Origin of the sequence: Rossellomorea aquimaris (assembly GCF_000935355.1) — a bacterium.
Taxonomy (GTDB): Bacteria; Bacillota; Bacilli; order Bacillales; family Bacillaceae_B; genus Rossellomorea; species Rossellomorea aquimaris_B.
This window is the reverse complement of the sequence record NZ_JXZC01000001.1, coordinates 82,775-109,150: the sequence shown is the minus strand read 5'-3', so window position 1 is coordinate 109,150 and position 26,376 is coordinate 82,775. Positions and strand designations below refer to the sequence as shown.

Here is a 26,376-nt window from a genome sequence, read left to right as displayed (position 1 = left end):
TCCTTTCTCTCTTTTATTGTTGACGTGCTTCGGTCATCTGTTTCCAAACAGAACCTTTTGCTTCTTCGCCGCCTTCAATTCGTTCGATTGCCATTTTCACTTGTAATTTCACTTCAAATTCCGAATCATTCTCTGCTTCCTTTAATCCTGGCAGTGCAGATTCATCGCCGACTTCATAAAGGAACATTGCAGCACGCCATCTTACAAGCTTGCTTTTATCCTTTAAAGCTTCGATCATTTCAGGAGTTGCTTTCTTAAAGCCCAGGTCTGACAGACAATCTCCAGCCGTTCTTCTTACAGTCACTGATTTATCCTGTAAACCTTTATACAATAGAGGAAGGACTTTTTCATCTTCGATCATTCCTAAGTAGACAACAGCCAACCGGCGAATGGATACTTTCTCATCCTCCAGAGCTTTTTCCAACAGGGGTAGGTCGTCTAAAGTGGGATCCTCCATCGCATCCAGCTTCTGATACCTTGTTTGCCAGTCCGGGGCTTCAAAGTCCGCGATACTCACCTTTTGCTTTTTCTTATAAATGAGAGGTCCTTTGGAATCGGATGTTTCCTGTGCTTCTTGGACAAGTGCTGCCAGTCTTTCAGAAGGATAGGCTGCAACCAGTTCTTCCGTCACATTATTGCCAATCTCATCTAAGTCCCCGTACCGGATACCATAATCTTTCCACTTTCTGAGAAGGACGACATTATCTCCCTCTTTTTGAGCCTGACCGATCGCTTCCAGGAATGGTGCTGGAAGGGAAAACCGCTTCTCTTGTTCCCCATCTGTCACCTTCACTTGCATGGGAATTCCCTTGAACATCTGTACGCTAACATTCACTTCACCAAAATGTTCTTCCATATGAGATTCATTTTCCTGGTCGAGAGTATCTTCACCGAATGCCTTTCTAACCTGTGGCAAAAGCTCTTGCCAATCGAATTTCGCATTTCGTTCAACGGCTAAGAAGTCGGCAACATGATAGACCCCTTTGATGCCTTCAATGGCAAGGATGTCTTTAATGACGGGAGGGGCCCCGTCCACTTCATCTTTTTTATAATTATTGCTCTTTCCGGCTTTCATTTCCTGATCAAGCAGAACTTTCATTGTATTAGGACTTGGAGTAGGTTCAATCGATACTATCCTCAAGCTTGGTACCCCTTTCTATAAATTGTTCTTATACCATTCATTCTAACACAGTATCCAAGACGCCTTAAACGAAGAGGCTTATTCAGCAAATTCGGAGAGGTATGTCCATCTTTCAATGAGCTCTTCCAATTGTTCGTTGAGATCTTCACTTTCGTTCATTAACTTTTGTGCTTTTTCAAAATCACTGCCGACCTTTTGCAGCTCAGCATCTGCTTCTTCTATACGCTGCTCGATGTCTGCCATCTTTTCTTCGATTTCGTCCCATTCCCTCTTTTCCATGTAAGAAAGCCTCTTTTTCTCTTTCTCTTCCTTCAAGGGAGCAAATTCTTGCTTTTTGACCGGATCTTGCTTCTTACTTTTCGCTTCGTTCTTTTCCAGGTACTCAGTGTATTCACCAAAGTAAAAGTCGATTTGTCCATCTCCATTGAAGACCAATAATTGCTCGGCTGTTTTATCTAAAAAATATCGGTCATGGGAAACGGTTATGACAACACCGGAAAATTCGTTTATATAATCCTCCAGAACAGTGAGGGTTTCTGTATCCAAATCATTCGTCGGCTCATCAAGTAGGAGGACATTCGGTTTTGACATTAATAGCTTAAGTAAGAAAAGTCTTCGTTTTTCTCCACCGGAAAGCTTTCGGATCAATGTACCATGTGTGCTCATTGGAAATAGGAATCTTTCCAACATGGATGTAACGGAGATCTGCTCTCCTTTATCCGTCGTTATATATTCTCCTGCTTCTCTTATATATTCGATCATACGCATATTCTCATCAAGTTCTTCATGACCCTGGGTATAGTAAGCGACCTTTACGGTTTGACCTTTGAGTAATTCACCGCTTGTAAGCTCATCTGTCCCGGCAAGGAGGTTGAGAAAAGTTGATTTTCCGCTCCCGTTTTTACCTACGATTCCAATACGGTCTTTAGGCTTGATGAGGAAAGAGAACTCTTCTAAAATGCGCTTGTCTTCAAACATTTTTGACGCATTCTTGAATTCAAATACTTGTTTACCCAGACGGTTTCCTCCGATTGCCATATCTACCTGGCCGCCAGATGGACCTGAAGACATCGTATCCTCCAAGTTTTCAAATCGTTGAATTCGAGCCTTTTGTTTAGTGGTTCTCGCCTTTGCTCCCCTTCTCATCCAGGCAAGCTCTCTACGATAAAGATTTTGCTGTTTTTCGGATAATTGGCGTTCCACCTCTTCCCTGGAAGCTTTCGCCTCAATAAATGAGGCATAATTTCCTTTGTAGGAGTAAAGGTTTCCTCCATCTAATTCAAAGATTCTGTTCGTTACCTTATCGAGGAAGTAACGGTCATGGGTCACGAGTAACACGGAGCCGTTATACTTCCCTAAATAATCTTCCAGCCATTTAATTGACTGGTAGTCTAAATGGTTGGTCGGTTCGTCCAAGATTAATAAGTCCGGTGTTTCGATCAGGACGCCCGCCAGCGCCACTCTCTTTTTTTGCCCGCCTGATAACTCGCTCATTTTCTTTGAAAAGTCGTGAATTCCCAGTTTTGTTAAAATGGATTTCGCATTTGCACTTGCATCCCAGGCGTGAAGGATATCCATTTGCTTTTGAGCTTCAAATAAATCCTCTTGTATTCTTGGATCTTCTGAGTTGTTCTCCATTTCGATAAGGGCCATTTCATAATTTCGCATAGCCTGGATGATTTTTGCTTCACCACGAAATACTTGTTGTATCACGGTTAAATCCCCATCAAAAGAAGGCTCCTGTTGAAGGTAGGCAATATGATAATCGCCCGGCTTCGAAAATTCTCCAGTATCATATTCTTCCATCCCGGCAATGAGTTTCAACAGGCTTGATTTACCCGTTCCATTCACCCCGATCAGTCCGACTCTTTCTTTCTCAGTAATTGAAAACGATATATCTTTAAACAAAGTTTTCTCCCCATACGTTTTAGAAAGATTCTCAGCTGTTAACATTCTCATTCTTGACCATTCCATTCTTTATTAAATTGCTCTAGAAACCCTAGCATGAAGGCGTGACGTTCTTCTGCCAGTTTCCTTCCCGTTTCCGTACACATCAAGTCTTTCAGCTTTAGTAATTTTTCATAGAAATGATGGATACTGGAACTATCCCCATTTCTGTACTCATCTAAGGTCATCCCCACCCTAACTTGAAATTCAGGATTATATAGTGATCGACCTTTCTTTCCCCCATATGCAAACGTCCTGGCGATTCCTATGGCACCTATGGCATCGAGACGATCGGCATCGCGCACGATTTTCGCTTCCATGGAGGTTAATTCTGCTTCGTGACCACCTTTATATGAAATGGAATAAATTATTGATTTTAACAATTCCATTTCAGAATCCCGAAGAGAGAGGGTGGATAGAATGTAGTCCAGCTTTTCCTTCCCCTCTTCTTCTTCAACGAACTTTTCATCCGGAACATCATGAAGCAATGCAGCGAGTTCGATAATATATGTATTGGGTACATTTTCTTCCCTTGCAATGATAAGTGCCTGTTTACGGACACGATTCAAATGAAACCAATCATGTCCAGTAGACTCCCCAAGGTACTGACGTTTTAAATAGTCGATGATATCGTCCAACTTTTTTCGCTCCATATCACTTTCTCCTCCATTGTACCAAAAAATATCCTCTTATCAGAATAAAAAGGAGTCGATGCATCATTCTCCACATCACTCCTTTTTTCATTAGTTCACTTCGTCTTCTGCAAACCAGCTTATACCGATTGTATTGGCCCCTGCGTGTACGCCAATCACGGCACCCAGCGGGTACGCCCCAAATTCGATTTCCGGGTATTGTTCTTGCAGTTGCTCAATCCATTCTAAAGCATCTCCACGATTTAAACCATGTAATACGGAAACTTTCGATATTCGTTTATTAGCGAGAGCCCTATTTAATTGATCAGCCATGCTGTTCAAACCTTTTTTGATGCTCCTTACTTTATCCTTCACTTCAAGTTTACCATCCTCTATCGCAAGCATGGGCTTTACATTAAGAACACTTCCGAGGAAGAATGACAGCCCACTCATTCGGCCACTTTTATGGAGTTGCTCCAAGCTGCCTACCATGACATAGGTTTCACAAGAAGCGATTCTTTTTTCGATAGCTTCCCTGATTTGTAACGGAGCCATTCCTTCATGCTGCAGTCTTTGACCGTATAGGATTAATTCCGTCAATGGATTGGAAATGACCTTCGAATCTATACAGATAATGTTTGGTAGTGTTTCCTTTAACAACTCTGCAGCTTGATGGGCTGATGAATATGTTCCGCTAAAATGTGAAGAGACATGGATTGAAAAGATATAATCGTATTCCTTGGATAATTCTTCAAACAACTTTTTAAAGGTACCGATTGAAGGTTGTGAGGTTTTCACCTCTACTTTCTCTTCCTTTAACTTGAAGAACAATTCTTCCGGAGATAAGTCAACTCCGTCTTGATACTCGCTCTCACCAAAGAGGATATTCATCGGAACGATATAGATGTGATTTTCTTTACTGCTCGAATGAGTCGGAACAAATGCTGTGCTATCTGTAACCCAGGCTATTCTCATTGTAAAAATCCCCTTTTTCTATATAATTATGAACTCTCTTCCATACTAGAAATCTATTCGATCAAGTTGTTGTAACGTTTCAACTGAAAAGGAAATCATTTGAAGAACATCATCAACCATTTCTTCTGTGATGACTCTATTAAAAGTCAGATTCCCCTCGCAGGCAGGAGGATTAAGAGAGGATATCACTTCTTTCCATTCCCACTTTTTATCTTTACCCCATGTTTCTTCAAGTAACTTACGGCCATTCTTCAACTTCTCGTCACCTTTATAGACGATGAGGATATCAGCTCCTGCTGTATTCTTTTCTGTCATCATCTTTCGCTCCGCCAGAAAGTGACCCATATCCGCTTTCAAATGAAACTCTATCGAGATGGATTCCTTGTAAGGTAAAGAATAGTGAATTTGATAACAACGCTCGTAGTGGGCAAAGTCAAATAAATCCTTCCGATCAAGAATATGAATTTCCCCTGATAAATCAAGATCATATACTGCTCCCTCAAAGATTACCTTTAAGTTGTCAAAGGCTGTTGGATCAAACATGTTTTCCTCTCCTTTCAAACCTGAGTGGCTAAAATAAGCCTATGGCCCTGCCTTCATCATCCACATTCATTCCAAACGCAGCCGGTTTTTTCGGCAGGCCGGGCATCGTCATCACTTCTCCTGTTAAAGCAACGATAAATCCGGCTCCGATTTTCGGTTTCAGCTCCCTTATTGTGATTGTAAAATTCTCAGGACGACCGAGTTTTGTAGGATCATCTGATAGGGAATATTGGGTTTTAGCCATACAAACCGGCAGGACGCCCCACCCCTGGTCTTCAAACTGCTGGAGCTGCTTTCGTGCTTTCACTGTGTAGTCAACTTCTTTCGCTCCGTAAACCTTTTTTGCAATCATTTCAATTTTAGATGGGAGTGAATCAGAAAGTTCATATAGGCGGGAAAATTCTTTTGTGTTCCCTTCGATCTCACGCAGCACCTTTTCCGCTAAATCTCTGCCACCCTCTCCACCTTTTGCCCAAACATCGGTTAGTGAAACTTGAACTCCCAGGTCTTCGCACCACTTGATAAGGGTCTGGATTTCGTCATCACTATCCGTCACAAATCGATTAACGGCAATTACATAAGGTACGTTGAAATGGTCTAACGTTTCCATGTGCTTTTTGAGATTAGACAATCCTTTTTTGAGAGCTCGAAGGTTTTCAATTTGAAGTTCACTTTTCCCTTGACCTCCATGCATCTTCAGAGCACGAATGGTGGCTACAAGCACGATGGCATCCGGGGCTATGTCTGCAGCTCGGGATTTGATATTCAGAAACTTCTCCGCCCCTAAATCAGCACCAAATCCAGATTCAGTTACAACATAATCAGCCAGCTTAAGAGCCGTTTTAGTCGCCATGACACTGTTACACCCATGAGCGATGTTTGCGAATGGTCCGCCATGAACAAGGGCAGGGGAATGTTCAATCGTTTGAACGAGATTAGGTTTCAGGGCATCCTTTAACAATAATGTCAGGGCACCTTCAGCCCCTAAATCTTCAACGGTTACAGGTTGCTTTGTAAAGTTGTATGCGACAACCATTTGTCCAAGTCTTCTTCTTAATTCATCAAGATTTTGAGATAAACAGAGAACTGCCATAATCTCAGAAGCCACTGTAATATCAAATCCGTCTTCGCGTGGAACACCTTGTACCGGTCCACCTAAACCAACGATTATTTGTCTAAGGGCACGGTCATTCATGTCCAGAGCCCGCTTCCATACAATCCTTCTTTGATCGATATTCAGTTCATTTCCCTGATGGATATGATTATCCACCAATGCGGCTAAAGCGTTATTTGCAGTCGTTATAGCGTGGATATCGCCTGTGAAATGAAGGTTAATATCCTCCATGGGAAGCACTTGGGAATACCCTCCTCCTGTTGCACCGCCTTTTATTCCCATCGTTGGTCCAAGTGATGGTTCCCTCATGGCAATGATGGTGTTTTTATCTAACTGATTTAATGCATCCCCGAGTCCAACCGTAACCGTTGATTTCCCCTCTCCTGCAGGAGTGGGATTGATCGAAGTGACTAAGATTAATTTCCCATCGGACTGACCCTGGATTTTTTGAATTGTTTCATACGTGATTTTCCCTTTGTATTTACCATAAAGCTCGATATCATGTTCTGATAGACCTATTTTCTTTGCAATGTCCAGTATCGGTTGCATAGTCGACTGTTGAGCAATTTCAATATCTGACTTCACTATTTTCTTCGTCGTTGTCACCTGTTTTCACCTTCTAGTTATGTAATAGGTATTGGGCATAAGCCCTAGATATAAATTTTACAAAAAATCATGTTTACTCTTAAACTTCATTTACAATCCCTTTGTAATCTTAAATGGTAGTGTTACTTAATTTTACACTATGTTTTATATCTCCACCATTATTGCCTTTTATAGGGGGAATAAGATTGCTGCAAGAAAAGTCAGTTCTAATTTTGACCGCTCGTTTTGGAGAAGGACATATTCAAACTGCTGAAACTCTAGCTCATACATTTAGGATCCAGGGATATAAATGGGTGAACATCTGTGATCTATATGGAGAAGCCTACCCTGCAATGCACTCCTTGGCCCAGAATTTATTAAGAAAAGGATATTCAAAATTCGGTTCCCCTTTCTATAAAGCATTCTACTATGGAACCGATAAACTTTCCTCAAAAGGATTGAGCTACTTTTATCAGCATCTAGGAAAAAAGCGCTTAATGAAACTGGTTGAAACGTACTCACCGTCATGCATTGTCACGACATTCCCACTTCATGCTGCACCATACCTGAGGCTTCGCTCAAGCTTAAACATACCCACATATACCGTCATTACAGACTACTGTGTTCATCCGTTGTGGATTCATCCCATGATCGAGAAATACTATGTGGCAACAGATCACGTTAAGAGGACGCTCGTCACTTACGGAGTAGAGACAGAGAAAATCTTCGTTAGCGGATTACCTATCCGTTCCAGCTTTCATCATACAGTTAAAAAAAACTATAAAGAATTTGAACTTTCCCCAAACCGGAAAACCATCACCATTATGGGGGGTGGTCTAGGTTTGGTTCCGAATATCGAACCCCTTTTATCCTCCCTATCGAATGATCATCATCTTCAAGTAGCTGTTGTGTGCGGGAGGAACGATCAGCTATACAATCAACTAGAAAAATTTAAATCCAACGGTAACATCCACACTTTCGGATATATTTCCAAAATGGAAAACCTGTTTTCCCTTACTGATTGTCTGGTCACTAAGTCGGGTGCCTTATCGTTAACGGAAGCTGCTTGTTTTAAATTGCCTATCATTATTTTCAAGCCTTCACCCGGTCAGGAGAATGAGAATGCCAATTACTTATTAAAATTGACTGCGGCACTCACCTATACAAATCAAACGGATCTTCTTAAAAGCATTTATCGATGTCTATATGATAACAACACCAAAGAATCATTATCGAGAAATATTTCCTCATTATTTAACAAGAATGCCTGTCCAACGATCGTGGAGGATATTCTTCGACACGAGCACAGGATAAACACCCTTGTTGAAAGAAGAATGTGATTTGGAAACCCCCACTTTATATCCTATTTGGTGCCGGAATCGGTTCTTTAGCTTCCCTGGATCCTGCTTTACAGGAATATTCATTGCAGGTTTATGTCTCATGTGAACCGGCCTTAAATATGGACCTCCATTCCTGGCAGGTGATCAAAAAAGGAGTGCAGAATTATATTCTTGGATGATAAACTTGGGGAAAGCTCGTGTTGGATTCAGTCCTTGAGAAAGAAACGTCTCACCAGTGGACAAGGATATCTCAAAACCGATTCAATATAAACGTATCAAAAAAGAACTTGTAAATGAAGTCAGTAAATAAAAAAGACATGCTCGATCCCATTCCGATCGAGCATGTTCATTATTTTTGAAACATAAACAATGTCATAAAAGTTAAAGCTTGCTTTAATTCACTTGGAAGCGTCTCTGTTAATGAAGACGTTACTCCTTTTTTGTAGACCCACTCTTCATCAACCTTCTTCCAGCCTTTTTCACCAGCCAGCTTTTCCAGTTCCCAAGGCATCATTGTGTTACAGATGACGTTTTCTCCATGAAGGCGCGGATAGGCATTTTCCCTGGGGTGAGCGGTCGGACCTAAGAGGCCAATGCATATATACCCGTCAGGAGACACAATTCGCTCGATTTCGTTCAGGGTATGAAGGGGGTCTTCCGTCCATTCAACTGAATTAATCGCCATTACAGCTTGAAACTGTTCATCTTGAAAAGGAAGAGAACGCAAGTCTCCTTGAACAAAAGATAATGAGTCCCTTTCTTGTTTCTTTGCAATTTTAACCATTTTTTCGGAGAAATCCATCCCCGTGACGACATAGCCTTTTTCGAAAAGCAAAAATGAACCATATCCATCACCGCATCCTAAGTCTGCTACAGCATCCCCGCGTTCAATATGTTTAGTGAAAAAGGGAATTATAGCCCTCCTGCTTCCACTTGTCCACATCTCTACACTTTTGGAATGCCAATGATCTGCATTATCTTCCCAGCGTGACCTGGCACTTGTATGCCATTCTGAATTCTTCATATGTACACCTCAATATTTTTTCTATACTATTCTTTATTCTCATTCAGTGAGCCATAATCCTTCTTTTCAGGTATGATCTCTGTTTAATCATTTGAATATCATAATATTATTATGTAAACCAATTGATGATCTGGATTATGTTTTACTGCTCTTTTGTCCATACTAGTCCTATAATCAGAACAAGAAAGGTGATGTTGTATGGAAGAGATTTCTAGGGTCCAACGGAACTACCATGGTGACATTATCAGTTTTCAAACTTCTTCCGGCCGTATTATCTCCTATCGAAAAGCTGTATTGGAAGCATCAGAGGGATTACTTCAAGGAGTAGTCCTGAATGAAAATGAGTGGGGAGAAATAGAACTATCAAGTATGTCGGTCGATGATGGAAGCTTCAATCACTACCCTTCCATTTTCTAGAGTGATGGTAAACTTTTCAGATCGACAAGCCAAAAAGGACTTCATGCTCTAGCAAGAAGTCCTTTTTGGTTTGAATTGTCTGGATTCTACATGCTTTACCCATTATCATTCAGTGCGATTTTGAATTGTTCGAAGTTCTTCTACGCGGTCTTTCTCTTCATCGAAGAATTGAACAAGATCTCCAATGCGGTCAATTGAATCCCAGCTCAGGTGGTGTTCAATTCCTTCAACGTCTTCATATATATGCTCTTCTTTTACTCCAATTACACGAAGGAATTGTTCTAACAGTTCATGTCTATATACTAAACGCTTTCCTACTTTGTTTCCCTTTGGAGTCAGAACAAGCCCGCGATATTTCTCGTAAATGAGATAATCGTCCTTATCTAACTTCTGCACCATTTTGGTAACGGAGGAGGGGTGAACAGATAAAGCTTCTGCTATATCTGATACTCTTGCATAACCCTTGTTCTCAATTAACATATAAATCTGTTCTATATAATCTTCCATACTTGGTGTAGGCATTCTGTACCCTCCAAATTTCCATAAATATCATTAAAAGTTTACTATAACTACAGAATGAATACAACCCAAGCACGTCATTACTCCTCTGTTAATCTTCGGTTAAGGAACCTTGATATCAACCCGTGCTTTGGTGATATCATCCATACAATGAAGAAAATAATTCCTGCGGCTACTGCCATTGAGCCTGAAATGGAAACATCAAACACCTTTGCCCCGTAATATCCAATGATACTATCAAAGACTCCAATTACACCGCTCATTAGGAGCATCACTTTATATTGATCAGTTAGCAAATAAGCTGTAGCTCCTGGAGCAATAAGCATCGCAACAACAAGAATTGCGCCGACGCTATCAAATGCCGATACAGTCGTAACGGAAACAAGTCCCATTAATATATAATGAACCACTAGTACAGGAATTCCGATGGCTGCTGCCATACTGGGATCAAAAGAGGTTAATTTAAACTCTTTAAATAGAAGGAAGATGATGATGATATCTAAGATCAATACAGATCCTAGCATCACAACCGATTTTGGGATGTCCCCGACTAAGGGCAAGGACAAGGTATTCCAAGGTACGAATGCGATTTCACCCATTAAGGCATGCTCCACGTCCAAATGAACATTTTTGGCAAACAATGAAATGAGGATGACCCCTAAAGCAAACAGGGAAGTAAATACCACACCTATTGCAGCATCTTCCTGGATCCCGCTGGAATTCAATAACTGAACCATAAAGGTAGTCAACAATCCAGCCACTGCTGCACCGATCAGCATATAAAATCCATTCATACTTTGGCTGACAATGAATGCCATAACCAATCCGAGGAGCACGGTATGGCTGATTGCATCTGCTAACATCGACATCTTTCTCAGGATTAAGAAGCATCCTACGATGCCACAGGATAAACCTACCAAACTACCAGTCAGAAGAATCCATAATTCATAACTCATATCCCTGCCCCCCCCTTCTGCTTGACATCTTTACGTTTAAGAAAGGATATTGCATATAAATATCTGACATTTTCATTTGCAACTTTGTGAGTTGTTCTTTTGATAACGCCTCTTTTTCTTCCTTTTCAAGCCACTGGATATCAAGTGACCCCAACTCACTCGGGTACATTTCTTTCAGTTCCATGATTTCATCAACAAAGCTGAATTGCTCCGCTTTCATTAGCCCTGATTTTGTAATCGTCAATATTCCATCCTCTTGATTCAGGTAACCTTTTTTCACTAAATGCTTCAATACCCGATTAAATCTTAAGGTAGAAATATTGCTTTGTTGAAATAAATGATCCATACGTATCGTGTGTTTACCGGATTCATACATCTTTTTCAATATAAAGCGCATAGCCAGTCGATCATCATTTTTCAATCTTTTCAATATAACTGAGATTAATCCGCGCTTTGGAGAAAAAAGCATGGATATGATGAAAATAACTGTAGCCGTCAATACAATGAAGGGACCGGTCGATAACCCTTTACCAAGGGTACTGATCAGCGTTCCGGCAGCCCCTGATAAGCCTCCGACCATTCCAGATATAAAGACCATTGTCCGTAATGAATCCGTCCAGTATCTTGCTGATATGGCAGGAGTGATCAGCATAGCCGCCATCAGGATGACACCTACCGCTTGGATTCCGATGACAACCGTAATTACTAATAAGGAAACAAAAAGAAAATTCAAAAATCCTACAGGAAGCCCGATTCCCCTTGCGAATTGAGGATCAAAGGTACTCACCTTAAATTCTTTGAATAAAAGTGACGTAATAATAATTAGAGCCGCTGCCGTTAAGCCCATAAGTTGAACATCTCTCCCCACCAGGGAAGCTGCCTGCCCAAAGATAAAATCATCCAAGCCGCTTTGGTTACCTGTAGGCATTTGAGCAACTTTTGTTAAAAGGACGATGCCTAATCCAAAGAATACAGACAATACTAAGCAAATAGCCGTGTCTTCCTTGATCCTCGTTGTATTCGTAATGAGTTGTATCGTGTAAGCAGCAAGAAGACCCGTGGCGGCAGCACCAATCAATAGTACAAAGAAATTTTTCTCCCCCATGAACATAAATGCAAAACAGATTCCCGGCAATGCTGCATGGGCGACCGCATCCCCTATTAAGCTTTGTTTCCTTAGTAAAGCAAAGCTACCTAAAACTCCGCTCGCAATGCCCAGTAATAAGGTACTCAGTAATACCCATTGGGTATTTCCGTCCGTTAAGATCGATTGCCATAAATGATTCATCATATTCACCTCTTTCTATGGATGAATTAACATTTGATCCTTTTCCAGAAAAGATAATTTCCCTCCATAGGTTAGTTGTAAATTCTCTACGCTAAATACATCTTTTGTTGGACCGTAGGCGATCGTTTTTCTATTCAGTAACAACGTCCAATCAAAGTACTCTGTAACAGTTTGTAAATCATGATGAACAACCAACACGGTCTTGCCTTGTTCCTTTAATTCATTCAATAGGGATATGATCGCTTTTTCCGTTGCAGCGTCAACACCAACGAATGGTTCATCCATGAAATAGACTTCTGCATCCTGAGCCAGTGCCCTGGCAAGGAAAACCCTTTGCTGCTGTCCCCCTGATAACTGGCTGATTTGTCTTGATGAAAATTGAGTCATACCTACTTTATCGAGACACTCCATTGCAAATCGAATATCTTTTTTTGATGGTCTCTTAAACCATCCCAAATGACCATATCTCCCCATTAATACAACATCTAATGCATTAGTAGGGAAATCCCAATCGACAGATCCACGCTGAGGGACGTACCCTACTAATTTGCTTTTAGGGGAATATGCTTTTTCAAAGATTTTTATATCTCCTGACGAGCGTGGAATCAAACCTAAAATGGCTTTAATTAATGTAGATTTACCAGCACCATTAGGTCCGACTATTCCGATTAACTTACCTTTTGGAACAGAAAACTCTACATCCATTAAAACCGGTTTTCTATGATACGCAACGGTTAAACCCTTAATATCGACTGAATTCATGGTTTTCCCTCCTAAGACTTTACTTCAATCCTTTTACAATTGTATCAACATTATGTTTATACATGCCGATATACGTTCCTTCTTCTGTTCCTTCTTTACCCATAGCATCAGAGAATAACTCCCCGCCTTTTTTGACTTCATGGCCTTTATCTTTTGCCCCTGCTATAACGGCGTTTATCGACTTTTCAGAAATACTTGATTCTACAAACACAGCTTTGATGTTTCTATCTACCAGTGTGTTTACAAGGGACTGCACGTCCGCTAATCCATATTCAGCATCAGTACTCAGACCTTGTAATCCCATAACTTGAAGGTCGTATTTTGCTCCAAAATAGTTAAAGGCATCGTGCGCTGTAACAAGAACCCTTTGCTCTTCCGGAATCTTTGCCATTTCTTCAGTAGCATATGCTTTAAGCTCATCTAATTCCTCAAAGTACTTTTCTGTATTTCGAATGTAGTCTTCTTTGTTCTCAGGATCTTTCTCGATCAATCCATCCCGTACTTGCTCTAATGCGATTTTCCATAAATCAATATCGAACCATACATGTGGGTCTGTCGCCGTATTATCTGCCTGATCTTTACGCAGCTTATCTTTAGGTATACTATCAGCGATAGCATAGGTCGGTTTTTCCTTGTTCATTTTTTCAAAGATCTCAAGCATTTTACCCTCTAGATGGAGGCCGCTATAGAAAATGATATCTGCTTCCTGAAGTTTGCCAATATCGGATTGCTTCGCTTTATATAAATGCGGATCTACACCTGGTCCCATTAAACTATGAACCTCTACATGTTCTCCTCCAATATTTTCAACCGCGTCTCCTATTTGCCCGATCGTCGTCGTTACAACTAGTTTATCGCTTGAAGGTCCACTTGTAGTAGCTCCACACCCTGCAAGGATAAGTCCTGCCGATAAAATAATGATCATCCCAACAAGAACCATTAGTCTTTTATTCATATTTGATCTCCTCCCCAATCTCATTGTCTTTATTTTCTATTACATTTACCCTATTCATGAAACTTACATATGTTCACCTTTTTTTACATAAGTAATTTATTTTTTATTAAACTACAAAAGTTTCCCTAGTGCAAACTTTATTACCTTACTCAATATTTGTCAATACATCATCACCAAATTATTTAAAAATTTCCGCAAAAAAAGTGTGAATATTGACTCGAAAATCGCCATATTGTATAGTTAAGACATCATTGAAGTGTACAATTTTCATGCTTATACTTAAGCAATGGAAGTCATCATTTCGTGAAAATTATTTTCCAGAGGCACAAACGTGCTTGAAACATTTAGGAGGATTCGAAAATGCAAAATGGTAAAGTAAAATGGTTCAACAATGAAAAAGGATTTGGATTCATCGAGGTTGAAGGTGGAGACGATGTATTCGTTCACTTCTCAGCGATTCAAGGTGAAGGATTCAAGTCATTAGAAGAAGGTCAAGAAGTTTCTTTCGACGTTGTAGAAGGAAATCGCGGACCTCAAGCAGCAAACGTAGTTAAATTATAATAGGTCGAACAATATAGCATGCAAAAGGGCGACAATTCACGGGGGGAATACCCCAGAATTGTCGCCCTTTATTTCTGGTCAAATAAACCGGTTGGGTTTCCCAAGCCGTCTATGCTTTTTAATTCAATTTTTCTCCATAATTTCTTATTTGTTCCCCGATCGTACATTGTTCTATGCAAAAGCGGTGAGCATGCGTTTTGCCGTATTCTTTGCGAAAGTGTGCTTTAAGCAAGCAATCATTGCAGTAGGTGTCTATGAGCTCATCCACTTTATCCACCACTTGTTTTCGATTCATGTGATCACTCCTAAGCTTGTTCAAGGACTAAATGTGGTTGTTATTTATAGAGTATATAATAGAGGGAGAAATTATTCTATTCGTTTGTTGCTGTGTACTTTTGTACCTTGTAAGGCTTGATTAGCCAGCTTATCCGCTTCTTTATTGTCTTTTCTATTCAGTACGACCAAACTGGTTCTCAATCTAAGTTTTTTAATCAAGGCTTCAATTCGATCAAGCCACCGATTCAATCCTTCCTCATAACAAGGCCACTCCCCACTCAGTTGCTTTAATACAACCTGGGAATCCCCCTTAATGGTACAAGGCATACTTTTGACGCCAATCTCCTCAAGTAATCGGAGAGCTATATGTAGAGCAGCATATTCCGCTTCGTTATTATTGTCTATTTCCTCCAGGAGTTCATTTTTTCTGATTCTGAAAGACTCTCCCCCTTTGTCGTAGTAAACCACAATCCCGGCACCTGCAAGGAGCGTCTCATTATCATAGCCCCCATCAAAATACACTTTGATGTTTTCAGGTTCTTTTTCTAACTCCTGATTCAGTTTAATAAATTCCTTCCTTGACCAAGAATTCCCCATTTCATCGATGATTTCAAGCTCTTGGACCCTTCCTGTTTTCATCAAATCATCAATATGAATCATTGTTTCTTTTCTTGGGAAGTAGTTTGATTCAAACCATATACTTGACGCTGTTTTGCTTACATATTTAAATTTAAGTTTCATTTCCATAAATCTTCACTCCTTTTTTTCCATCTTATTGTTCATTTTCACTTTTATTTGTATAATGAGGACTATTGTTTATTTACGCTTACACTATAGGAGGACATGAAATGTTTAATATATGGTTTGGGTTAGTCTTCGTTCTCGTCACATTCTCTTTACTTATTATTATGTATCGAATGTTTGGACGGACCGGACTATTTGTATGGATAGGGATATCCACGATACTTGCTAACTTACAGGTCGTTAAAACGATAGAAATTTTCGGGTTGACCGCCACTTTAGGAAATGCCATGTACGGGACCGCTTTTTTAGTAACGGACATCCTGAACGAAAAATATGGAAAAAAAGAAGCCCAGAAAGCGGTTTGGCTGGGATTTTTCACTTTAATCGTTATGACTATTATTATGCAGCTAGCGTTGATATTTCAACCGCATCCTGAAGATTTCGCCCAGGAATCTCTCGCTACGATCTTTGGAATCATTCCGAGAATTGCACTTGGAAGCTTAGTGGCTTACCTCGTAAGTCAATTAACAGACGTGTATATCTTCACGTTCTTAAAGAAGAAATTCCCTTCAGATTCACAGTTTTGGATTCGCAATAACGGAAGCACGATGGTAAGTCAGCTTCTTGATACTCTTGTATTCACCAGCATCGCTTTTCTTGGAGAATATCCGATGGATGTTTGGTTTGAAATATTCATTACTACTTATCTCATCAAATGGATCATATCCATAATTGATACCCCATTTGGTTATGTGGCAAAACGATTCCCTAAGAATATAGTTTGATTTTTGACGTCGGGTGATTGATTTCACTCGACTTTTGTATGTTGAGGATGAAAACGTGAAAAACCAATAATCCTCCTTAATCACTCTATATATGCTACTATATTAATATTCAGAATGTGTTTGAGGTGAATATATGTGTTAGAAGTAAATATTGATGGGGCAAGTGCCGGAAACCCGGGGCCAAGTGGAGCCGGTATTTTCATTAAAAACAACGGAGAAGTGGAAAAACACTCCATACCTTTAGGGATCATGGATAATCATGAAGCTGAATTTATTGCATGCAAGAAAGCTCTCGAAATCTGCTTGGAAAAACAAGCGGATACCGTGTGGCTGCGAAGTGATTCACAAGCAGTCGTTCATGCGATTGAGAAAGAGTTTGTAAGGAATATTCAATATAAACAGTTGCTCGATGATATATTGGACTTGACCAGACAAATAGACCTTTTCTTCGTGAAGTGGATACCCAGTAAGGAAAATAAAGCTGCAGATGAGCTGGCCCGAAAAGCTATTCATCTGAACTAAAGAGTGAAATTTGGGGTGGAGTGTAATAGCTTTGTTTTATCGACCGTTATCCAAATTTATCAACCGTTCCTTCATTTTATCAACCTTATTTTCAATACCGACCGTTCTACAAAAATCGACAGACCCAAACCAACAAGACAAAGACCATCAGGAAGCAACCCCTTCCTGATGGTCTCAGTCTTATGCTTGTCGGGCCTGATCAACCCGCCTACGCTTTTCTCTTGTCCAGCTCCGGCGGCTAGTCCCTCGAGGTCATAAGCCAAACCACCCAAAAAGGCAAAAAGCGCCTTTCCGGGTGGTTGGGCTTATGCTTGTCGGGCCTGATCAACCCGCCTACGCTTTTCTCTATGCCAGGCCCTGTTTCTCCATCCACTTCAATGCTTCTTTTCGGGATGGGATTTGCTGGGAATGAAGTCTTTCTAATATGGACATATAGAAACTGCTGTCAAATTGCTTCTGTGCTTTTAATGTTATTTCAATGGCGCTATTGACCAGTTCATCCGGGGCGTCTGTATATTTTTTTCCGAAATAGATGAAGCCAATTGCATCTTCCTGAAATTTGAATCCTTTGTTTTCGAGATCTATGAGAAATTCTTCTGTTGTCTTTTTCACGTTTCTCCTCACCTTATCACCGCTTTATCTTCTCTTATCTTACAGAAAATTTTTTCTTTTGCCTATCCTTTTTCGATATCAAGAAGGCAATGTAGCCCATAAATGAGCCGAGTAACGCACCGCCAACGACTTCTTGAGGCTGATGTCCCAGCATTTCTTTCAGTCTTTTTGGCTTTTTTTCTTCGAATTCCACCGTTTCTTTTTCATGAGCTTTTCTAACAAGCTCATCCAAACTGTTTACTTTAAGGGTCAGTTCACCTGTTTGTCGTCGAATTCCTTGGGCATCATACATGACGATGAGACCAAAGATAAATGAAAGAGCAAAGTCAATCGTTTTGACTCCCCTCTTTAAGGCAATGAATGTTGTTAAAGAGGAAACCCCTGCACTATGGGAACTTGGCATTCCCCCTGTCTGGAAAAACAGCTCAGGTTTCCATTCCTTCTTTTTCAAAAAATGCAGTGGAATCTTCAGCCCCTGTGCGAGGGCTATACTAATAAGCGCCGTTACTATCCCTTTATTCACCCTTACACCTCCCTGTCTCTAGTTTGTCCTAAAATTCTATACACATGGGATATTTGTAATAAACATAGCCAAAATAATAATGACCACATTAAAGGAGGGGTTTTGGCATGACAAAAGGAAACAACAAAAACAAAGGTAAAAGCGCTAAAAGTGTGAATCCACAAGGGATTTCCCAGGATGCTGAATTTGCCATGGAGCCGAAGAGCAAGTTAGAAAATGCTGCTAAAAAAGCAAATAAAAAGTAAGCATTTCACCATTAAAAAAGTGTCAGGGTCAAAAACGATCCCTGACACTCCTACTAAAGGTTAACTTGAGGCAACCATCACATTAGAGCCCACTAAATATCTTCTAAGCACTTTCAACTCTAAGTCATCCACAAGGGAGAGAGTTTCATGAGCTACGTTATTCCAACGGGCTTCATCTACCGAAACAGATAGTGGCACCTCGCAGTGAATCTCAGCTAACTTTCTTGAAACGTGAAGCATGTCCAGATCGACTTCAATCTTCTTTCGTTGCGATGGGGTTAACTCGTGCAGATTGTCGAGAATACCTGAAATATCTTTATATTGTTGAATCAGCTTTAATGCTGTTTTCTCTCCGATTCCTTTAACCCCTGGATACCCATCACTTGTATCACCCATTAATGCTTTCACATCAATAAATTGTTGAGGAGTAATTCCTCTTTCTTCCACAAAAATCTCTTTGGTATAGGTTTGGTAGTTACCAAAGCCTTTTTTCAGGAGCATAATATCGATATTGTCATCCAAAAGCTGCAAGAGGTCCTGATCACCACTGAGGACCGATACTTTGCGCTCGGTATGATGAATTTTGGCAAGAGTACCGATACAATCATCTGCCTCATAGCCTACTACCCCTACATTAGAAAGATTAAATCCTTCTGCCACCTCTTTTGCAAGATCAAATTGCGGAATCAGTTCAACGGGTGGTGCATTTCGATTCGATTTATAATCATTGAATACTTCATTACGGAATGTCTGGCTTCCCATATCCCAGCAGACAATGATATGTGATGGCTTCACATGATCCGCTGCCATTAACAAGTGCTTCATAAATCCCTGAACTCCATTAGTGGGAAGCCCTTTTGAGTTCATCATAAATTGACCCGTTACAGCTGTTGCAAAAAAAGATCGAAATAAAAGTGCCATTCCATCTATAAGTAATAAATGCTCATTTCTATTATTCAAATCATACACTCCTCATCGTTCATTCTCGATTTAGTTCACTTTATAAAGTATAACATATACGAATAAATAGCTAATTGGAAAAGTGATGAACCTTTTCCAATTAGCTATCCCTTTTATTCCCTATCTACCTTGTGATCATTGTAGGAAACCCAATCACTGTAGCTTCCAATATAAAGCTTCACATGATTAAACCCTGCTTCCTTAAGAGCAATGAAATTCGGAGTTGCTGTTACACCGGAACCGCAATAGACAATTACCGGATCCTTCTTATTTAGGTGTGAGAATCGTTTGTTCTGCTCTTCTCCTGGAATAAAATACCCATCCTTCACACCATCTGTCCATGGAAGGTTGATGGCCCGTGGAATATGACCTGGAATTCGGTCTATTGGTTCTTCATGACCCAGGTATCTTTCTCTACTTCGTGAATCAATTAAAGGGATATCTCGCTCCCCACTTGCAATACTCTTCACCTCATCCAGAGAAGCTGCAATGGTTTCATTAAAGCTTGGACGATAACTTTTTTGGGGATACACAGGTACGCTTGATTCTGTTTTCCCTCCAGCCTTTTTCCAAGCGGAAAATCCACCATTTAAGATATACACTTTCTCGTGTCCGATGTATTGGAACAACCACCAGCATCGGCCGGAAAAGGCTCCTTCCTTTTCATCATAAATGATAACTGTTGTATCGTTATCAATACCGACGTCCTCAACCTTGCGCAAAAAGTTCTTCATATTCGGGAGGGGATGACGCCCTCCATGCTTTTTCACATATCCTGATAAATCCTTTTCCAAATCGAAAAATACGGCTCCTGGAATATGACTCTCTTTATACAGTTGACGCCCCTCTGACGGGTTTCCCAGAGAAAAACGACAATCAATGATTCTTAGATTCTCATCATAATTATGCTCACTTAGCCAATCTATATCGATAAGTGCACTCATGATATCATCCCCCTCTTCTTCATCAATTTCAGCACTTCCTCCTTTGGTTCCCAGCATGAGAATTGATAGGTGGTTTTGGTTTCATAGCCTAGTCGGGAACAAAAATAGGTGGTCTTCTGATCAGTCTTAACTCCTTGGATGTGAATACAAGTAGCACAGCAATGATAAGGATTAGCCACTACCCCACTCCTTCTCTTTTAAGCTTGGATGCGTTCGAGCAGCTCCAGATCCTGCTTTAGTTTGTGTAGGTCCTGAACAGTCTCTAAAGCGTCTATATTGGAATCGATCTGCTCTGTCACCTGGCTCGATATTTCTTTTTTAAGTATGTCTAATTCTCTTTCTAAATACGAAGCACCCCATGCTTCCATACGTAACTGTTCGTGTTCTAAATATCTATCTGCAGGCTCTTGAAGTAGTGCTTCCAATTTTTCCTGAACAATCTTTTTTCCGCCTTGTTCAAAGAAATGCTTTGGATTCTTAAATGAAGAAAAGGCTTCTTCGAATGGTCGCAGCTCTGTTTGTTTAAACGCGCTCTCAAATTCAATGGTGCTTTCGTTTTTGTAGTCTTGTGGTGATAATACAAGGTCTTTTTCCACCTGTTGAATCAATTCTTCTAGGACCATCCATTGTTCACTGAGTTGTCTTTGGATGTATTGTTGTATGCGAAGGGAGGTGGCCCTCATTTCCTGAGCCAAATCAAATCCGGTACTCGATAGGAACTCTTTTATACCTTCCCTTATCGCTTGGGATTGATTAGGAAATTGAAGAAATAATCCTGAATGAAAGGCTTCTTTATAGAAGTCGGATACCCTGAAGAACACCCTTTGCTTCACATAATAGACAAGCTCCTTCGATTCTTGTTGCATTTCAATTTCAAGGGGTTGAACAGATTTCGAATCGATAAGTGAGCGAATCTCTACCTTTGCGTCCTTCAGTTCCTGCTTGCGTACTTGCCTATACGCTTTATCACTGGAAGCCGTATGAATATATTGGTTGAACCGCTGTAGTCCCCTATCCCATTCACTAAGGGCGGAATCAATACTCATACTCACTAACTCATTCTGTATAAATGATTGGAATTCCTTCTTAAATAGGTCCATACCTGACTTGTTGGGAGCTGATTCCTTGAGAGCTTCGAGAGAAGACACTCCAAAGATCCTTGGAAAACGGATGCCATATTGAATCAGCTGCGCTTCCACATAGTCTATCACTTCATTCTTTTCTTCTTCATCACTTGCAAGATCGATGGCGTTAACGACAAAGAACATTTTATCTAATTCAAATGTGTCCTTCACTCGCCCTAATTGAATAAGGAACTCCCGGTCTGCCTTGGCAAATGCATGATTGTAATAGGTCACAAATAGGATCGCATCGGCATTTTTAATATATTCAAATGATACTCCCGTATGTCGTGCGTTAATTGAATCTGCTCCTGGAGTATCGACGAGTGTGATTCCCTGTCTTGTAATATCACAGTCGTAATAGAGATCAATGGACTCAACAAAACAAGCTTGAGCTTCATCCGCTACAAACCCTCTATACTCTTCAAGATTTACCATTTTTTTCTTCCCAAGACTCTCCTTAAAGGCAGGATAACCATTATAAAAAGCCTGCAGGAATGAAAGGTGGACATTCTCCTTACCACTGCCTTCACTCGTTAAATCAGGTACAACCCCCATTGCTTCATCGAGTGTTGAAACATTGCGATTGAAAAAAGAAAGAGAATGAACGATGTCTTGAAATAGTTGGTCATAGGTTTTAATTTGTACATGAGCAGTCTCGTGCTCACCACTTTCTGATACCGGATTGATTCGGTTGATCGAAGCAGTTGTCGGATTCGGACTTACAGGAAGTATTTTCTTCCCCAATAGTGCATTCGCAAATGATGATTTCCCCGCACTGAAAGCACCGAATAAGGCAATCGTAAAGGATTGATTGGTAAGGCGTTCTTTCTTTCCTTCTAAAAGATCTGCTGTCTTGGTAAATCCTTTATATTTCCTGAATACATGGGTCATCGTTTCTAAACGTTCGATTACCCCTCCTATAGAAGCTTGTTGCTCTTTTCGAGGCTGAGCCACAATTTCTTCCCTGGTTTGTGTTGTGATCTCTTTTTGATCCAACTCCATGTCAGATGCAAGAATATACTCTTCCGACCTCGCCTTCCAATTGACTATCCATTGTTGGAGAATAGAATCAGCTTGGCTTTGATCGATCTCAATTCTCATTAATTTTCTAAGTTGAGTAGTCTTTTCCTCATGTAATGTGTTCCACTGAAAAATGACTCCCGTTTTCTTTTGGAGTTTATCAAGCTCAGCTTCTAAAGCTGAATTCTCTTCCCGGGATGCACTTTCAATTTCATTCAAAGTGTCTACAAACAAATCATTAGTATAGCTTCTGGCTTTCTTCTTTAATTCCTCAGAAAGATCGTCACAGTATTGGAGTACGTAATCACCCGTAATTCCTGCACCTGGTTTGATCAGACCGTTAAGAAATGGTTCATCCACTTCCAAGGATAATTGATCCCATTTCATTAATTGATCTGATGAGGGACTGTATTCTTTCACCATATTTTTTCCGAGTGTCTTCAGATGCCATTCTAATTGAGATTCAATGCGGGTATTTAAATCGTCTTTAAATTTCTGTATTCTGATCGCTTTTTCGTCTTCAGTTTTTTGTTTTGAAAATATAAAACCTACTTTAAAGTCTGATTGTCTGCTTTCCAGAAAATCTTTCGCTAATTCTCTCGTTTCAAAAGGCATTAAATAAGCATTTTTAAGGATTTCTCTCCTTTCTTCCTCAAAATGTTCATTTATCGCTTTTACGTTATTTTTTGCTAAGGTTTCTATCAATCTTTTTTCAGTTTGCAGAAGTGCGGCTTTGTTATTCCATTCCTCCTCTGTAAGGAGGTCTCTTCCTGTTTCCTCGATTTTCTCAAGCTCTTCCTCATACCACTTCTCATGCTCAGACCGTAATTGAGAGATAGCCGATTCTGCAGAGGCTTCTATCAGATCACTTTTCATTTTCACCTGGTCTTCAATTAATGACTCTAATTCTTCGAGGTCATTATGAGGATGATGTGGAGCTTTTAAACTTGTAAAAAATGTTCCATTGGGTACAACTCCCCAAGATGCAAACGACTTCTCAACACTTTCTTTAAAGTCGCTGAATGCCAATTCTTCTTCCTGGTGTTTATCAATCTGGTTTACAATGAGATACAACTTGACTCCATGACGGATCATTTCCTTTGTGAACTCGAAGTTCACCTGAGATTGAACATGGTTATAATCCATTACGTAAAAGACGGCGTCAGCGAGGTGAATGGCCGATTCCGTTGATAGTCTGTGGGCATCATCCGTACTGTCTACACCAGGGGTATCTAAAACCGATACACCCTCTGGCATCTCACTCTTGCTTCGCCCTATTTCTACAGAATATACCTCTTCACCGTTTTTACAAAAGTCCTTAATGGTGGAGAACTCATATGGTGCCTTAAAGTATAGCGGCTTAGAATGATGATAATGGATTTTCGCAAAATCCGTTGGTGCATGGTGCACCTTCACTAAATTTGCACTGGTAGGGATTGGACTCGACGGGAGGATTTCCTCTCCCATTAAGTGATTGATCATCGTTGACTTTCCTGCAGAAAAATGCCCACAAAAGGCTAAAATCAATTCATCGTTGTTTAATTTCTCTGCTAATCTTTCTACCTTTGCAGCCCGCTCTTCGTCTCCGTTGTGACGGAAAGTTTCGTGATAGGCTGCAAGATGTTGCAATTTATTATGTAATTGGTTACTCTTATGCTCTATCTGACTCATTGAACTAGTTCCTTTCTGTTTTCAGAAAAATGATAACGTTTTTATTTTATCGTATTTGCCCCAATTTCTCTATGAAATCATATCAATGTGGGGAATTTGAGAACGGTATTAGTATATGCAGGAATTTTAAAAGAGCCAAAAGACAAAATAAAAAGCCCTCTTCCGAAGAAGAGGGCTATGTATTTATCGTGTTGTTTCAGTTGCAATCAAGTTTGAATGAACAAAAGATTTTGAGTTTGTCTGGTATGAAGATACTTTCTTCTCTTGTGCTGAATCCTTCATTACATTTGATAAAACATGCTTCATCATGAAGCTATACGCTAATACAGTAAACAATATCAGAAACCATACCATATTTGTCCCCACCCTTTTGTTAATGTTTAAATGAGAATAATTTTCATCTTCAATTAGAATCTTAACAAAAACGATAATCATTTTCAATAAGAAAATTATTTTTCTTTTCTGATCAGGGGGATCCAGCCCTTTGTATGAAGGTGAATCCTTTCATAATCGGTTTCATGGCGAAGCGCATGTTCCTCAAGCGGAATGCGAATAGAGAGAATGAATTGATTCAGTAACGCGAAGATAAACAGGGTCCAATAGGCATGAAAAAGTAATGGAACAATCAAGAACTCTAATGTGACGATCAGGTAGTTAGGATGCTTCATATACTTATAAGGACCTTTCGCTACCACTTCAGCCTTCGGAAGCACGATGATTTTTGTATTCCAATACTTCCCCAGTGAAGAAATCACCCATATTCTCCCGAGCTGAGTGAGGATGAAACCAGCCAACAGGATCGGCCAATAGGGATTGACCCCTGTATGAAAGATCCCTCCTTCAATTAACAGCGAAACAAAGAATGCGATATGGATAGCGACCATCATTTTATAATGAGCCTTTCCATATTCTTTTGCCCCCTGTTCCTTCATCCACTTTTCATTTGAATTAGCGATGAATAGCTCCACAAGCCTCTGAATCATCAGTACGAAAAAAAACAGGATGAAATACAGCATCATTCCCACCTCATCAAAAGCAGTTCTGAACTAAACCCCGGCCCTAAAGCGGTACCCAAACCTATATCTCCACGTTCACAGCCTTTATTCATAAATTCCTTCAGCACATACAAGATGGTTACAGATGACATATTCCCATAGTTTTTTAAGACCTTCATAGATTCAGATGTCATACTTTCTTCCATTCCTAAAGCTTCCTGATAGGCTTCAATGACCTTCTTTCCTCCCGGATGTGCCACAAAGTGCTTAATATCTTCAAGGCTTATATCATTTCGATTGATGAATTCCTCAACATTCGGCCTGAGCCAGTTCTTCACTAGAGTAGGAATATCTTTCGAAAACACAACATACATACCGTTATTCTTTACCTCCCACCCCATTACATCCAGTGAATCCTCCAAAAGAGTAGATTGAGTAGCGAAAATGGATGGCAGCGGGTGGGAAATTCCTTCTAGTAATGGACTTTCATCACCACAAACAACTGCACAAGCAACACCATCAGCAAAAAGTGACGTACCAACTAAATTGCTCTTAGAGCGATCCCCATGCTGAAAGGTGAGTGAACAAAGTTCGATGGAAAGGACGAGAACATTTGCTTTCGGAAAAGCTAAACAGTATTCATAGGCACGTGACAGCCCGTTTGCTCCCCCCGCACATCCCAATCCCCAAATCGGGATTCGTTTAACATGAGAAGAGAACGGCAGATGATTCATAATTCTCGCTTCTAGACTTGGTGTTGCGATGCCCGATGTTGAAATTGTAAAAATCGCATCAATGTCCTCTAATGTAAGCTGATGATGGGATAGGATTTTCTTAACGACCCTGCTCCCCAGTTCAACTGCGTGGTGAATAAATTCATCATTTTTTTCTTGAAAGGTATGCTCCCTGGAAAACCATTCGAGATCTTTTACGAAATAGCGGCTGTCTATTTCACCGTTTTCAAACACAGTGAGAAGACGTCCGATATTCTTAAAGCTTGTCGAAAACAATTGTTTCGCAAATTCTGCCGCTTCTTTTTGTGTAATCTTCACAGGTGGAATCTCGGTTTCAACTGAAACAATTTTCGGCATTCATCTACACTCCTTACAATTCCATGTAAGGGTAGCATTTCCAAAAAATCACAAAACATGTATCGAGATTATGTATAACCCTTCTAATCAATCTAAATAGGTCTT

Annotated in this window: 28 protein-coding genes; 6 read left to right on the top strand and 22 right to left on the bottom strand. The window is 40.2% G+C overall.

Annotated features, from left to right (window positions below):
- Window positions 1-13: 13 nt before the first annotated feature.
- The 6 genes from TV75_RS00575 to TV75_RS00550 all read right to left on the bottom strand — a co-directional run bounded on the left by TV75_RS00575 (window position 14) and on the right by TV75_RS00550 (window position 6,958).
- Complete coding sequence (locus TV75_RS00575) at window positions 14-1,141, bottom strand: conserved virulence factor C family protein (RefSeq protein ID WP_044336475.1); 1,128 nt, start codon at window positions 1,139-1,141, stop codon at window positions 14-16.
- 78 nt (window positions 1,142-1,219) lie between these two features.
- Window positions 1,220-3,100 (bottom strand): ABC-F family ATP-binding cassette domain-containing protein, encoded by a 1,881-nt coding sequence (locus tag TV75_RS00570; RefSeq protein WP_044336473.1) that lies wholly within the window; start codon window positions 3,098-3,100, stop codon window positions 1,220-1,222.
- Window positions 3,097-3,741, bottom strand: coding sequence for an HD domain-containing protein (locus TV75_RS00565; RefSeq protein WP_044336471.1), 645 nt, complete (start codon window positions 3,739-3,741; stop codon window positions 3,097-3,099). Before TV75_RS00565 ends, TV75_RS00570 begins: the two co-directional genes overlap by 4 nt.
- Before the next feature lie 90 nt (window positions 3,742-3,831).
- On the bottom strand, window positions 3,832-4,695 hold the full coding sequence (locus tag TV75_RS00560; protein WP_044336470.1) for a DegV family protein: 864 nt from the start codon (window positions 4,693-4,695) through the stop codon (window positions 3,832-3,834).
- 45 nt (window positions 4,696-4,740) lie between these two features.
- The gene (locus tag TV75_RS00555; RefSeq protein ID WP_044336468.1) at window positions 4,741-5,238 is read right to left on the bottom strand and encodes a hypothetical protein; all 498 of its coding nucleotides are present in this window, start codon (window positions 5,236-5,238) and stop codon (window positions 4,741-4,743) included.
- 28 nt (window positions 5,239-5,266) lie between these two features.
- Complete coding sequence (locus TV75_RS00550; protein WP_082051087.1) at window positions 5,267-6,958, bottom strand: formate--tetrahydrofolate ligase; 1,692 nt, start codon at window positions 6,956-6,958, stop codon at window positions 5,267-5,269.
- Window positions 6,959-7,143: 185 nt separating this feature from the next.
- Between TV75_RS00550 and TV75_RS00545 the strand changes: the two genes are divergently transcribed.
- Window positions 7,144-8,277, top strand: a complete 1,134-nt coding sequence (locus tag TV75_RS00545; protein ID WP_044336466.1) for an MGDG synthase family glycosyltransferase — start codon at window positions 7,144-7,146, stop codon at window positions 8,275-8,277.
- Between the two features lie 349 nt (window positions 8,278-8,626).
- Here the strand turns inward: TV75_RS00545 and TV75_RS00535 are convergent, their stop codons facing one another.
- Complete coding sequence (locus TV75_RS00535; protein ID WP_044336462.1) at window positions 8,627-9,301, bottom strand: class I SAM-dependent methyltransferase; 675 nt, start codon at window positions 9,299-9,301, stop codon at window positions 8,627-8,629.
- 198 nt (window positions 9,302-9,499) lie between these two features.
- Here TV75_RS00535 and TV75_RS00530 point away from each other — a divergent pair, with 198 nt between their 5' ends.
- Window positions 9,500-9,718, top strand: coding sequence for a DUF3892 domain-containing protein (locus TV75_RS00530; RefSeq protein ID WP_044336460.1), 219 nt, complete (start codon window positions 9,500-9,502; stop codon window positions 9,716-9,718).
- Between the two features lie 105 nt (window positions 9,719-9,823).
- Here TV75_RS00530 and mntR read toward each other — a convergent pair whose 3' ends face one another.
- The 5 genes from mntR to TV75_RS00505 form a co-directional block, all read right to left on the bottom strand.
- Window positions 9,824-10,240 carry a transcriptional regulator MntR gene (gene mntR / locus TV75_RS00525; RefSeq protein WP_044336458.1) on the bottom strand — a complete coding sequence of 139 codons (417 nt, stop codon included), beginning with the start codon at window positions 10,238-10,240 and terminating at the stop codon, window positions 9,824-9,826.
- Window positions 10,241-10,317: 77 nt separating this feature from the next.
- The gene (locus TV75_RS00520; RefSeq protein WP_044336456.1) at window positions 10,318-11,193 is read right to left on the bottom strand and encodes a metal ABC transporter permease; all 876 of its coding nucleotides are present in this window, start codon (window positions 11,191-11,193) and stop codon (window positions 10,318-10,320) included.
- Complete coding sequence (locus TV75_RS00515) at window positions 11,183-12,484, bottom strand: metal ABC transporter permease (protein ID WP_044336454.1); 1,302 nt, start codon at window positions 12,482-12,484, stop codon at window positions 11,183-11,185. Before TV75_RS00515 ends, TV75_RS00520 begins: the two co-directional genes overlap by 11 nt.
- Before the next feature lie 12 nt (window positions 12,485-12,496).
- Complete coding sequence (locus tag TV75_RS00510; RefSeq protein ID WP_044336452.1) at window positions 12,497-13,243, bottom strand: metal ABC transporter ATP-binding protein; 747 nt, start codon at window positions 13,241-13,243, stop codon at window positions 12,497-12,499.
- A 19-nt stretch (window positions 13,244-13,262) separates the two neighbouring features.
- Entirely contained in the window at window positions 13,263-14,198 is a 936-nt protein-coding gene (locus tag TV75_RS00505) for a metal ABC transporter solute-binding protein, Zn/Mn family (RefSeq protein ID WP_044336450.1), read from the bottom strand.
- 360 nt (window positions 14,199-14,558) lie between these two features.
- Between TV75_RS00505 and cspD the strand changes: the two genes are divergently transcribed.
- Complete coding sequence (gene cspD, locus TV75_RS00500; protein WP_034758543.1) at window positions 14,559-14,759, top strand: cold-shock protein CspD; 201 nt, start codon at window positions 14,559-14,561, stop codon at window positions 14,757-14,759.
- Window positions 14,760-14,877: 118 nt separating this feature from the next.
- Here the strand turns inward: cspD and TV75_RS21300 are convergent, their stop codons facing one another.
- Window positions 14,878-15,054, bottom strand: a complete 177-nt coding sequence (locus TV75_RS21300; RefSeq protein WP_082051084.1) for a zinc-finger domain-containing protein — start codon at window positions 15,052-15,054, stop codon at window positions 14,878-14,880.
- A 71-nt stretch (window positions 15,055-15,125) separates the two neighbouring features.
- Window positions 15,126-15,782 carry a reverse transcriptase-like protein gene (locus TV75_RS00495; RefSeq protein ID WP_044336439.1) on the bottom strand — a complete coding sequence of 219 codons (657 nt, stop codon included), beginning with the start codon at window positions 15,780-15,782 and terminating at the stop codon, window positions 15,126-15,128.
- Window positions 15,783-15,883: 101 nt separating this feature from the next.
- Here TV75_RS00495 and TV75_RS00490 point away from each other — a divergent pair, with 101 nt between their 5' ends.
- Together TV75_RS00490 and TV75_RS00485 are read left to right on the top strand one after the other, a co-directional pair.
- Entirely contained in the window at window positions 15,884-16,564 is a 681-nt protein-coding gene (locus TV75_RS00490; protein WP_044336437.1) for a queuosine precursor transporter, read from the top strand.
- Window positions 16,565-16,699: 135 nt separating this feature from the next.
- The gene (locus tag TV75_RS00485) at window positions 16,700-17,086 is read left to right on the top strand and encodes a reverse transcriptase-like protein (protein ID WP_044336435.1); all 387 of its coding nucleotides are present in this window, start codon (window positions 16,700-16,702) and stop codon (window positions 17,084-17,086) included.
- Window positions 17,087-17,431: 345 nt separating this feature from the next.
- On the opposite strand, the gene TV75_RS00475 is transcribed toward TV75_RS00485, so the two are convergent.
- Together TV75_RS00475 and TV75_RS00470 are read right to left on the bottom strand one after the other, a co-directional pair.
- Window positions 17,432-17,698, bottom strand: coding sequence for a DUF6123 family protein (locus TV75_RS00475; RefSeq protein ID WP_044336431.1), 267 nt, complete (start codon window positions 17,696-17,698; stop codon window positions 17,432-17,434).
- 34 nt (window positions 17,699-17,732) lie between these two features.
- Window positions 17,733-18,221, bottom strand: coding sequence for a divergent PAP2 family protein (locus TV75_RS00470; RefSeq protein ID WP_044336429.1), 489 nt, complete (start codon window positions 18,219-18,221; stop codon window positions 17,733-17,735).
- A 107-nt stretch (window positions 18,222-18,328) separates the two neighbouring features.
- Between TV75_RS00470 and TV75_RS00465 the strand changes: the two genes are divergently transcribed.
- Complete coding sequence (locus TV75_RS00465; RefSeq protein WP_044336427.1) at window positions 18,329-18,466, top strand: hypothetical protein; 138 nt, start codon at window positions 18,329-18,331, stop codon at window positions 18,464-18,466.
- A gap of 60 nt (window positions 18,467-18,526) precedes the next feature.
- On the opposite strand, the gene TV75_RS00460 is transcribed toward TV75_RS00465, so the two are convergent.
- The 6 genes from TV75_RS00460 to TV75_RS00435 form a co-directional block, all read right to left on the bottom strand.
- Window positions 18,527-19,426, bottom strand: coding sequence for a 5'-3' exonuclease (locus TV75_RS00460; RefSeq protein ID WP_044336425.1), 900 nt, complete (start codon window positions 19,424-19,426; stop codon window positions 18,527-18,529).
- Window positions 19,427-19,539: 113 nt separating this feature from the next.
- Complete coding sequence (locus TV75_RS00455; RefSeq protein ID WP_044336423.1) at window positions 19,540-20,370, bottom strand: sulfurtransferase; 831 nt, start codon at window positions 20,368-20,370, stop codon at window positions 19,540-19,542.
- Between the two features lie 197 nt (window positions 20,371-20,567).
- A complete protein-coding gene (locus tag TV75_RS00445; protein WP_044336419.1) occupies window positions 20,568-24,185 on the bottom strand; it encodes a dynamin family protein in 3,618 nt (1,205 codons plus the stop codon).
- 183 nt (window positions 24,186-24,368) lie between these two features.
- On the bottom strand, window positions 24,369-24,539 hold the full coding sequence (locus tag TV75_RS21700; RefSeq protein ID WP_156142290.1) for a hypothetical protein: 171 nt from the start codon (window positions 24,537-24,539) through the stop codon (window positions 24,369-24,371).
- A 95-nt stretch (window positions 24,540-24,634) separates the two neighbouring features.
- Window positions 24,635-25,198 carry an isoprenylcysteine carboxyl methyltransferase family protein gene (locus TV75_RS00440; protein WP_044337923.1) on the bottom strand — a complete coding sequence of 188 codons (564 nt, stop codon included), beginning with the start codon at window positions 25,196-25,198 and terminating at the stop codon, window positions 24,635-24,637.
- Window positions 25,199-25,200: 2 nt separating this feature from the next.
- The gene (locus tag TV75_RS00435) at window positions 25,201-26,271 is read right to left on the bottom strand and encodes a type III polyketide synthase (protein ID WP_044336417.1); all 1,071 of its coding nucleotides are present in this window, start codon (window positions 26,269-26,271) and stop codon (window positions 25,201-25,203) included.
- Window positions 26,272-26,376 lie beyond the last annotated feature (105 nt).

What these genes read in the sequence shown, in the direction of transcription:
- TV75_RS00510 (WP_044336452.1), bottom strand. Translation starts at nt 13,243, where the DNA reads ATGAATTCAGTCGATATTAAGGGTTTAACCGTTGCGTATCATAGAAAA.
- TV75_RS00565 (WP_044336471.1), bottom strand. Translation starts at nt 3,741, where the DNA reads ATGGAGCGAAAAAAGTTGGACGATATCATCGACTATTTAAAACGTCAG.
- TV75_RS00520 (WP_044336456.1), bottom strand. Translation starts at nt 11,193, where the DNA reads ATGAGTTATGAATTATGGATTCTTCTGACTGGTAGTTTGGTAGGTTTA.
- TV75_RS00465 (WP_044336427.1), top strand. Translation starts at nt 18,329, where the DNA reads ATGACAAAAGGAAACAACAAAAACAAAGGTAAAAGCGCTAAAAGTGTG.
- TV75_RS00570 (WP_044336473.1), bottom strand. Translation starts at nt 3,100, where the DNA reads ATGAGAATGTTAACAGCTGAGAATCTTTCTAAAACGTATGGGGAGAAA.
- TV75_RS21700 (WP_156142290.1), bottom strand. Translation starts at nt 24,539, where the DNA reads ATGGTATGGTTTCTGATATTGTTTACTGTATTAGCGTATAGCTTCATG.
- TV75_RS00515 (WP_044336454.1), bottom strand. Translation starts at nt 12,484, where the DNA reads ATGATGAATCATTTATGGCAATCGATCTTAACGGACGGAAATACCCAA.
- mntR (WP_044336458.1), bottom strand. Translation starts at nt 10,240, where the DNA reads ATGCCTACACCAAGTATGGAAGATTATATAGAACAGATTTATATGTTA.
- TV75_RS00505 (WP_044336450.1), bottom strand. Translation starts at nt 14,198, where the DNA reads ATGAATAAAAGACTAATGGTTCTTGTTGGGATGATCATTATTTTATCG.
- TV75_RS21300 (WP_082051084.1), bottom strand. Translation starts at nt 15,054, where the DNA reads ATGAATCGAAAACAAGTGGTGGATAAAGTGGATGAGCTCATAGACACC.
- TV75_RS00560 (WP_044336470.1), bottom strand. Translation starts at nt 4,695, where the DNA reads ATGAGAATAGCCTGGGTTACAGATAGCACAGCATTTGTTCCGACTCAT.
- TV75_RS00435 (WP_044336417.1), bottom strand. Translation starts at nt 26,271, where the DNA reads ATGCCGAAAATTGTTTCAGTTGAAACCGAGATTCCACCTGTGAAGATT.
- TV75_RS00535 (WP_044336462.1), bottom strand. Translation starts at nt 9,301, where the DNA reads ATGAAGAATTCAGAATGGCATACAAGTGCCAGGTCACGCTGGGAAGAT.
- TV75_RS00445 (WP_044336419.1), bottom strand. Translation starts at nt 24,185, where the DNA reads ATGAGTCAGATAGAGCATAAGAGTAACCAATTACATAATAAATTGCAA.
- TV75_RS00455 (WP_044336423.1), bottom strand. Translation starts at nt 20,370, where the DNA reads ATGAGTGCACTTATCGATATAGATTGGCTAAGTGAGCATAATTATGAT.
- TV75_RS00495 (WP_044336439.1), bottom strand. Translation starts at nt 15,782, where the DNA reads ATGGAAATGAAACTTAAATTTAAATATGTAAGCAAAACAGCGTCAAGT.
- TV75_RS00530 (WP_044336460.1), top strand. Translation starts at nt 9,500, where the DNA reads ATGGAAGAGATTTCTAGGGTCCAACGGAACTACCATGGTGACATTATC.
- cspD (WP_034758543.1), top strand. Translation starts at nt 14,559, where the DNA reads ATGCAAAATGGTAAAGTAAAATGGTTCAACAATGAAAAAGGATTTGGA.
- TV75_RS00555 (WP_044336468.1), bottom strand. Translation starts at nt 5,238, where the DNA reads ATGTTTGATCCAACAGCCTTTGACAACTTAAAGGTAATCTTTGAGGGA.
- TV75_RS00490 (WP_044336437.1), top strand. Translation starts at nt 15,884, where the DNA reads ATGTTTAATATATGGTTTGGGTTAGTCTTCGTTCTCGTCACATTCTCT.